Consider the following 2,674-nt stretch of genomic DNA (forward strand, 5'->3'; position numbering starts at 1 on the left):
ACTCTGAATAGCGTCCATAGGCGTTAGTAACGCTTATGGCTCCAAAAAGTAGGCGAACGAGCAGTTGTAGGCGTTAAAAACGCCGATGGACCGGAAAGTAGCTCTGATTAGCAGCTATAGGCGTTAGTAACGCTTATGGCTCCAAAAAATGGGCGAACGGGCAGCTGTAGGCGTTAAAAACGCCGATGGGCCGGAAAGTAGCTCTGATTAGCAGCTATAGGCGTTAGTAACGCTTATGGCTCCAAAAAGTAGGCGAACAAGCAGCTGTACGCGTTAAAAACGCCGATGGACCGGAAATTAACTCCGATTAGCGTGCATAGGCGTTAATAGCATCTTTTAACGAACGGAGTTACACCTATAGTACAAGGACCGGCCCAGTTTCTAATGGACCCACGAGACACTATTAGCCTGTTTTGCTCAAGGATCAAATTCTAACGGACAGGTACGCCGCTATATGGCCGAAATAAAGCAAAAAGCTGCTCGGATGGTGCAAATAAGGTCGCGTGTGTCCGATAGATTTTTGAAACATCATCTAATCGAAGAATAGCGACGCTCCTGTCCATTAGAAGGACAACCCTTGTTTAACGGAGCGGTCGACTCACCTATAAGAAAGTCTATGATTTCGCGATACATTCTCCGGATTGCTCGGAATGAAGGCGCCGCGCGGCCAAAAGACGGCGACAGCCCGTTTCACCTTGTGAGATCTTAATATCGAACGTTTAACGCAACACTGAAATTTCTACCTAAAGTCTCTGCTTTTTCGGTTATTCGAAAAACAGCAAGCGGTTACAATTAGGAAGCAGACAAGTTGAGAACAGGGTAAAGCGCCATCTGCAAACATTATTTGGGAGGGGATAGTCTTGAGGAAAGCAATGAAGGTTATCGGTCTGCTCGCCATTTCGCTGACAATGACGCTGGCAGGCTGCTCGCAAGGCAGTAATGGAAATCCAGGGTCGTCGCCTTCGACGAACAACGGTTCGAACCAAACGGACAAGGCGCCTAAGGACGTAACGCTCAGAATGTCTTATTGGGCGGGCTCGCAGCTAACCGTAGACAAAAACAATGCTGTAATCGAACTGTTCGAGAAAGCGTATCCTCACATCAAGATCGAAGCCGAATATTACGCCGGAGACGCCTACAACGACAAAATCAATGTACAGGCTGCATCCAACAGCTTGCCGGACATTATCCGGGTGGACTACGCGCAAATTAAAAACTATGTCAATAAAGGGCTGCTGACGCCGCTTGACGATTTCATCTCCGATCAAACGATCAATATGGAGGGCGTTGCCGAAGTTAATATGAAGGGCGGCATGATCGACGGCGTCACGTACGGCATTAATATCGGAAACAACGCGCTTGTTATGTTCTATGATCCCGACAAACTCGCGGAAGCCGGCGTAACTCCACCCGGACCGGACTATACATGGGAGCAATACGAAGCCGATCTGCGTGCCGTAAAGGATAAGCTTGGTTTGTACGGAGATACCCATCTGGCCCGCGAACACTTTGAAGTCTGGTTGAGGCAGCATGGGCAGAAGCTGTACGCAGCCGACCAGAAGACGTTAGGTTATGAGGACGATCAATTGTTTGTTGAGTTTATGGAGCAGCAGCTTAGATGGCAGAAGGAAGAAATGATCAGCCCTATCAGCGTTGAGCTGGAAATTCGAGGTTTGGAAGACGGGCCGTTTCCGAAAGGCGAATCCGCCTTTGGCGGCTATTCCTACTGGAGCAATCACGCCGACATTATGGAGACTCAACTCGGCAAAGAGCTAGGGATGGCGATGTATCCGGGCTCCGGCGACGGCAAAGGCATGTATATGAAACCGTCCTTCTTCCACGGGGTTTGGTCGGGTTCCAAACATCCGAAGGAAGCGGCCATGTTCATCGAATTTTTTACCAATAACATCGACGCGGCCAAATCTCTAAACGCTTACTTCGGCATGCCGTATCATCCGAATCTGGTGCAGGAGATGCAAGCAACGTTCTCGGAGACTCAGAAGCGGGTGTCCGCATATCTCCAAGTGGTCGAGCAGCATTCCTCCGAGATAGATCCGCCTGCGCCGGTTGCCGGCTCGGAGGTCGGGAAAATCTTTACCAACGTAGCTTCGGAAATTTTCTACGAGCGAATTACGCCTGCAGAAGGCGCGGCCAAATTCAGAACGGAAGCGAATGCGGCTTTGGCGAAAGCCAAGTAACGATTCCACAGCCAGGAGGTGACAAGAGCATGCGCGGAGTTGGCAACAAATCCATATGGTCTTCCGACAATACGGCAGGATATCTCTTCATATTCCCCTGGCTGTTCGGATTTCTTGTCTTTTCAATCATTCCCATCGGAGCGTCTTTGTTTCTCGCCTTTACGCGCTACGATATTTTATCCCCGCCCGAATGGGTAGGAATGGACAACTTCAAAGCGATGTTTACGGAAGACAGCCGGTACTGGCTGTCGGTGAAGGCGACGCTTCTCTTCGTATTCATTGCCATCCCCTTGCGTCTCGTCTTTGCGCTGATCGTGGCGATGGTTCTGAACCAGAAGCTCCGATTTCTCGGGTTTTTCCGTTCCGCTTATTATTTGCCTACGCTTATTGGAGGCAGCGTGGCGGTCGCGGGGATGTGGCGCCATCTGTTCGGACTTAACGGAGCGCTGAACTCATTTCTCGAGAGCGCCTTCGGC

The 2,674-nt window shown here is 50.2% G+C and carries 2 protein-coding genes; both read left to right on the plus strand.

Going from position 1 to position 2,674, the window contains the following annotated elements; genetic code table 11:
* The first annotated feature begins 860 nt into the window (after window positions 1-860).
* Window positions 861-2,198, plus strand: coding sequence for an ABC transporter substrate-binding protein (locus PAT3040_RS03740; protein ID WP_108991589.1), 1,338 nt, complete (start codon window positions 861-863; stop codon window positions 2,196-2,198).
* Between the two features lie 29 nt (window positions 2,199-2,227).
* Window positions 2,228-2,674: carbohydrate ABC transporter permease (locus PAT3040_RS38365; RefSeq protein WP_258234816.1), on the plus strand; the 447-nt coding region annotated here is incomplete at its 3' end.

This window comes from Paenibacillus agaridevorans (assembly GCF_003112455.1).
Lineage (GTDB): Bacteria > Bacillota > Bacilli > Paenibacillales > Paenibacillaceae > Pristimantibacillus > Pristimantibacillus agaridevorans.